The organism is Marinobacter sp. (assembly GCF_041690455.1).
In the GTDB taxonomy this organism is placed as follows: domain Bacteria; phylum Pseudomonadota; class Gammaproteobacteria; order Pseudomonadales; family Oleiphilaceae; genus Marinobacter.
Genome location: NZ_JAWLHI010000123.1, coordinates 1 through 5,617, shown reverse-complemented (window position 1 = coordinate 5,617; position 5,617 = coordinate 1). Strand labels below are relative to the sequence as shown.

Annotated in this window: 4 protein-coding genes and 1 pseudogene; 3 read left to right on the top strand and 2 right to left on the bottom strand. The window is 61.8% G+C overall.

What is annotated here, in order from left to right:
• A partial coding sequence (locus tag ACESMW_RS18315) for a Crp/Fnr family transcriptional regulator (RefSeq protein ID WP_372988407.1) occupies positions 1-341 on the bottom strand: 341 nt, incomplete at its 3' end.
• Between the two features lie 153 nt (positions 342-494).
• On the bottom strand, positions 495-1,487 hold the full coding sequence (gene cra / locus ACESMW_RS18310) for a catabolite repressor/activator (RefSeq protein ID WP_372988406.1): 993 nt from the start codon (positions 1,485-1,487) through the stop codon (positions 495-497).
• 152 nt (positions 1,488-1,639) lie between these two features.
• Between cra and ptsP the strand changes: the two genes are divergently transcribed.
• The 3 genes and pseudogenes from ptsP to ACESMW_RS18295 all read left to right on the top strand — a co-directional run.
• A complete protein-coding gene (gene ptsP, locus ACESMW_RS18305; RefSeq protein WP_372988405.1) occupies positions 1,640-4,471 on the top strand; it encodes a phosphoenolpyruvate--protein phosphotransferase in 2,832 nt (943 codons plus the stop codon).
• Positions 4,471-5,436 carry a 1-phosphofructokinase gene (pfkB, locus tag ACESMW_RS18300; protein ID WP_372988404.1) on the top strand — a complete coding sequence of 322 codons (966 nt, stop codon included), beginning with the start codon at positions 4,471-4,473 and terminating at the stop codon, positions 5,434-5,436. The genes ptsP and pfkB overlap by 1 nt, the downstream gene beginning before the upstream one ends.
• Positions 5,433-5,617, top strand: a pseudogene (locus ACESMW_RS18295) (PTS fructose transporter subunit EIIBC); the annotation flags it as partial. The gene pfkB and the pseudogene ACESMW_RS18295, both read left to right, overlap by 4 nt.

Sequence of the window (5,617 nt, the reverse complement as noted above, 5' to 3'; positions counted from 1 at the left end):
GTCTTGAGTTCCTGTGCCGGCATCCGGTAAGCGAAACCCCGGCTTTGGACCACCGTTCTTGTGGGGGTGCTGTCGCCGCCCATAAAGACGGCAATACCCGCCATGCCCTCGTTTCCTACCACCGAAATTTCGGCAGAGGAACCGTTGATCATCACATAGAGCAGCGAAACGATGCAGTCGGTCGGGAAATAGACGAATTCGATGGGCTGGCCGGATTCGTAAATCACGTCACCCAGGTTCAGTTCAACAAGCTTGAGCTTCGGGAATATCCGTTCTCTGGCGCTCTTGGGCAAGGAATTCAACAGATGATTCTGCTCGGGGAAGATTGGTGCGTCAGACATAGTCACCTCCCTGGTGGACCTAGTGTTGATGGGCACATTCCCCCTGTGCGAGTGATCCATGGCGGGCTTGAGCAGGCCCGCCGATCACGATACGACGCTAACACAAATCCGGGAGTCTCGCTGTAACAATATCACGTACTGCTGATACTTATTCTACGGGTATGAAGATCGTTTTTTGAGTGTTCGGTTTATGGTTACGGTGTCCACAGATTCTTGGCGTCCGATAGCCGCAAACGCCTGGGCCAGAGTTGCATTGGCTATGGCCTCATGGTCCTGCGGCAGGGAGTTCACCGCAAGCGGCAGAAAATCCAGCAACCGGTCATCCCCGAACGTAGCCAGACGCAGTTTGTCCGGCAACCCTCCCGGTTGTTCCAGAAGAACATCCAGAACCCCCTGAAGCAGTGTGTAGGATGCCGTTACCAGGGCATCCGGCAGGTCATGTTCCCGAAGAATCCGTTTCATCATGGCGGCACCGGAGGCGCGGTCGTAATGGGGACCGCTTTCGATAAGGGTGTCGACACGGGCGCCATTGGCCGCTGCCAGAAACCCTTCCCGGCGCTCCCGGGTCATGGCAAGTTCGGGGACCGCATCCAACCAGGCGATGGTTGCGGTATCGTCCCCCAGTACGGAGCGGGTCAGCGCGTCTGCCGCTGTGCGGTTGTCGCTGACCACGCATCGGATCTGATCCGGTGACTGGGCCCGGTCTACGGCAACCACTGGCAGACCGTCTTTCTGTAGCTGAGGATAGAAAGGGTCGTTCCGGGCGAGAGCGCTGGCGACGATCAGGGCATCGCAGCGCCTGGCTTTGAAGGAGCGGGCCAGGGATTTTTCCGTTTCCGGGTCGTCATCAGAGCCAGCTATCAGAAGTTGATATCCCCGGGCGCGTGCGCCTTGCTCAAGCAACTTGGCCAGTCGGGCGTAACTGGTGTTTTCCAGGTCCGGCAGGATAAAGCCCACGGTCCGGCTGGCGCCGCCCCTCAGGGCGGCTGCCTGGGTGTCCACCTGAAAGTCATGCTCTCTTGCCACCGCAAGCACTTTCTCGATGGTGTCCGGTTTGATGCGCCGGGCGGCCCCCTGGCCATTGATGACATAACTGGCGGTGGTTCTCGAAACGCCGGCAAGCCGGGCAAGTTCCGCAAGGGTCATGGACGAGAGCTCCGATTAAAAGATTGCTTGATTTCTGATCATATCTGTTTCATCATCGATTTTAAGCATGCTGACACGATTCAGCAAACAAAAACTGATACGCGGCATCGAAACAAAGACGCAGTATCAAAACAAAAAGCGAGGCAACCATCATGCTGACGCTGACTGCCAATGACGTTCGACTGGGTGCCACTGCCTCTGACTGGCAAGACGCACTGCAACAGGCAGCCCGGGACCTTGAGGCCGCCGGCCGAACGGCCCCCGATTACCTGGCCGGAATGAAGGCCCGTGAACAGCAATCGTCCACGGTACTGGGTAACGGCATTGCCATTCCCCACGGCACACCGGCAAGCCGGGAGGGCGTTCTCGAAACCGGTATCCGAATTCTTCAGTTTCCGGAAGGCATCACCTGGCACGACAATGCACGGGTGCATGTGCTGGTGGCTATTGCGGCCCAGTCTGACGAACACCTGGATATTCTTCGCCACCTTACCCGCGTGCTGGACAAGCCCGGGCTGGCTGAAAAGCTGGGTCGCGCCACGGATGCCGCCGAGCTGGTCGCTCTGCTCTCCAAAGCCCCGGCGGTGGCCAAATGTGACAGCGAGACCCTGTGTCTGGGCATCGACGCTTCAACACCCAATGAACTGGCCCTGATTGCCGCCGCGCGTCTACAGAGTCTGCGTTGTGTGGACACCGAGTTTCTCGCCAGTATCATCGGCCAGCCGCCGGTGGCGCTTGGCCAGGGCTTCTGGCTGACCCACCATACCGTTGGCGCCAGGCGGCCGACCCTGTCGCTGGCAACACCCAAACGGGCAACGCCGGAACTGCGTGGGGTGTTCTGCCTGGCCGGTCCTGGTGATGAGTGCCATGACCTGCTGGATCGCATCGATAACTTCCTGGCTCGTAATGAACCGATTGACGGCCTGAGTGCCGAGGCAGTGATGGCCAGGCTGTCCGGTGAGGCCGCCGATGCGGTCACTGCAAAAGTAACCCTGCTCAATACTCACGGCCTGCACGCTCGGCCCGCCAAACACTTGGTCCAGGAGGCACGCCGCCACAATGCCGGCATCCGGATTCGCCTTCTGGAAGGTGACGGCAGTGCGGTGTCCGCCACCAGCCTGACCCGGGTGATCGGCCTGGGTGCCCGCCGAGGCCAGACGCTGCTGTTGTCGGCAACCGGAGATGAGGCTGAGCAAGCCATTAACGCCCTGACCAAAGCCGTTGAGGATGGTCTGGGTGAAAAGGTCGCGCCGTTGCGCCACGCCGAACAGCAAACCACGGAGCCCGAGACTCAACCCGCGGAACCACTGGCCGATGACCAGCCGGTGAAAGCCGTGGCCGCGTCACCGGGGCTCGCGCTGGCGCCTGCGTTTGTGATGCGCCAGCCGGTGCTTGATTATCCGGAGTCTGCCGCGGACAGTGAGCAACAGATCCAGCACCTTAATCAGGCCATTGACGAGGCCGATGGGCAGCTCCGTTCGCTGATCCGGCAGGCCGAAGGCGGTGAAGCTGCGCCGATTCTCTCAGTGCATGTGGAAATGCTCCAGGATGAAGACCTGTATCAGGCTACTCTGGAAGCGATCAACGAAGGGGCGTCCGCCGAGGCGGGCTGGTGGAAGGCCATCGATACGGCGGCCCGGGCCCAGGAAGCTCTGGCTGATCGCTTGCTGGCGGAACGTGCCGCGGATCTGCGTGATGTTGGCCGCCGGGTCCTGGCCAACCTCTGTGGCGTCGTTATGCCGACGCCGCCGGATACGCCCTATGTTCTTGTGGCCGATGATCTCGGCCCGTCGGATGTGGCTCGGCTGGATACCTCGCGAGTACGCGGTCTGGTGACCGCCCGGGGCGGTGCTACCTCCCATAGCGCCATACTGGCCCGTGCTCTGGGTCTGCCTGCGGTAGTGGGGGCCGGTGAGCGAATACTGACTATCGTGAATGGCTCTGATCTGGTGGTGGATGGCGAGCGGGGCTGCCTGGTGCCGAACCCCGGGGCCGAACGATGCGAGAAGATCCGTCGCCGTTTGCAGCAAATGGAAGCGCTGCAGTCCGAAGCCCACGAAAACCGCAATCAGCCCGCCACCACCGAAGATGGCCATACCATCGAAGTGTGCGCCAATCTCGGCAACACCGCCCACACCCCGGATGCGGTGGATCGGGGGGCCGACGGTGTCGGGCTGCTTCGTACCGAGTTCATTTTCATGGCCCATCCCGAAGCCCCGGATCTGGCCACCCAGGTCAGTGAATACCAACACGCGTTCGATGCCCTGAACGGTTTGCCCCTGGTGGCTCGAACCCTGGATGTGGGCGGCGACAAACCCCTGGATTACTGGCCGTTGCCCCAGGAAGACAACCCGTTTCTGGGCATGCGCGGTATCCGGCTGTCGCTGACCCGCCCGGACATCCTGGAAACCCAGGTACGGGCCCTACTGACCGCCGCCGGCGACCGGCCCCTGCGCATCATGTTCCCCATGGTCAAGGATGTGGAAGAGTTCCGGGCGGCACGGGCGATTGTCGCCAGAGTTCAGGCGGAGGTGACCGCCAGCGATGTTCAGGTCGGTGTGATGATTGAAGTGCCCTCCTGCGCCTTGCTGGCATCGACCCTGGCGCCGGAGGTCGATTTCTTCTCGGTCGGCACCAATGACCTGACCCAGTACACCCTGGCCATCGACCGTGGCCACGGGCAGCTTTCGGCGGAATCAGACGGTCTGCATCCGTCGGTATTACGGCTGATCCGGATGACGGTTGAGGCGGCTCATGCCCACAATCGATGGGTTGGCGTGTGCGGTGAGCTGGCATCCGACCCCCAGGCCATTCCGGTACTGGTTGGGCTGGATGTGGACGAACTGTCGGTCACCAGCCGCCGGGTACCCCTGGTCAAGGCCTGCATTCGCAGCCTCAGCCTTGCAACCGCTCGCCGGCAGGCTGAAAAGGCTCTGTCCCTGGCAACGGCGGCCGAGGTGCGTGATGCCCTGGAGGCCTGGTGATGGCGAATATCCTCACAATCACTCTGAACCCGGCCCTGGATCTCAGCGTTGAAACTCCGACCCTCAGCGTCGGTGAAGTCAATCGTACCGGCAATACCCGGCTGGAACCGGCGGGCAAGGGCATCAACGTGGCCCGTGTACTGGCGCGACTGGGCCATTCGGTCACGGTGACCGGCCTGATGGGCGAAGCGAATGCCTCCTCGTTTGAGCGTCTGTTCACCGCTGAAGGCCTGCAGGACAGTTTTGTCCGTGTTCCCGGCCAGAATCGCGTTAACGTCAAGATTGCCGAGCCCGGTGGGCGGGTGACCGACCTGAACGGGCCGGGCTTCCGGATGCCGGAAGACGCCCTCCAGCGTCTTGAATTCCGGCTGGCGCCGCTGCTGTCGGAGTGCGATGCGGTGGTGATCGGTGGCAGTCTGCCCGAGGGGTTCCCGCCATCCGGATTGGCGAGCCTGGTGCAGCAGGCCTCCGGTGCCGGCAAGCCTGTGTGGCTGGATACCAGTGGTGAAGGTCTGAAAGCAGGAATTGCGGCCGTGCCGTTTGCAGTCAAACCCAACCTGGATGAACTGTCGGGCTGGGCGGACATGCCCTTGACGGACATGACAGCCGTGGAAGCTGCCGTCGCCCGTGTCCATGCTGGCGGTGTTTCCCACGTGGTGGTTTCCATGGGTGCGGAGGGCGTTTTTTGGTCTTCACCGGCCGGCGCACTCAGATCCTGGGCTCCTCCGGTCTCGGTGGTCAGTACCGTTTGCGCCGGCGATACCCTGTTAGCGGGCATGCTCCATGGTGTTTTCGGAGGCCAGTCTGACGAGGCAATACTGACGTTTGCCACCGCTTTGTCTGCCGAATGTGTGCAACACATCGGGGTCGGAAACCCCGAGGCACCGGACTTTTCTTCCCTTCTCCAACAAACCCGGGTGCAGCCATGGCCCGGGCAAAACAACACCGGAGAGATGCCGTTATGAAACTGATTATTGTGACTGCCTGCCCCCAGGGTGTGGCAACCCGTTTTCTGGCCGCCCGGGCCCTGGAACGGGCGGCGAACCGGCGCGGGTGGTTGGTAACCACAGACAGCCGCGGGCCGGACGGCATGGCGGATACCCCGCCCGATGCCGAAACCGTCCAACAGGCGGATCTGGTCATCGC

Coding starts and splice junctions, on each gene's coding strand:
- cra (WP_372988406.1), bottom strand. CDS start 1,487: ATGACCCTTGCGGAACTTGCCCGGCTTGCCGGCGTTTCGAGAACCACC.
- ptsP (WP_372988405.1), top strand. CDS start 1,640: ATGCTGACGCTGACTGCCAATGACGTTCGACTGGGTGCCACTGCCTCT.
- pfkB (WP_372988404.1), top strand. CDS start 4,471: ATGGCGAATATCCTCACAATCACTCTGAACCCGGCCCTGGATCTCAGC.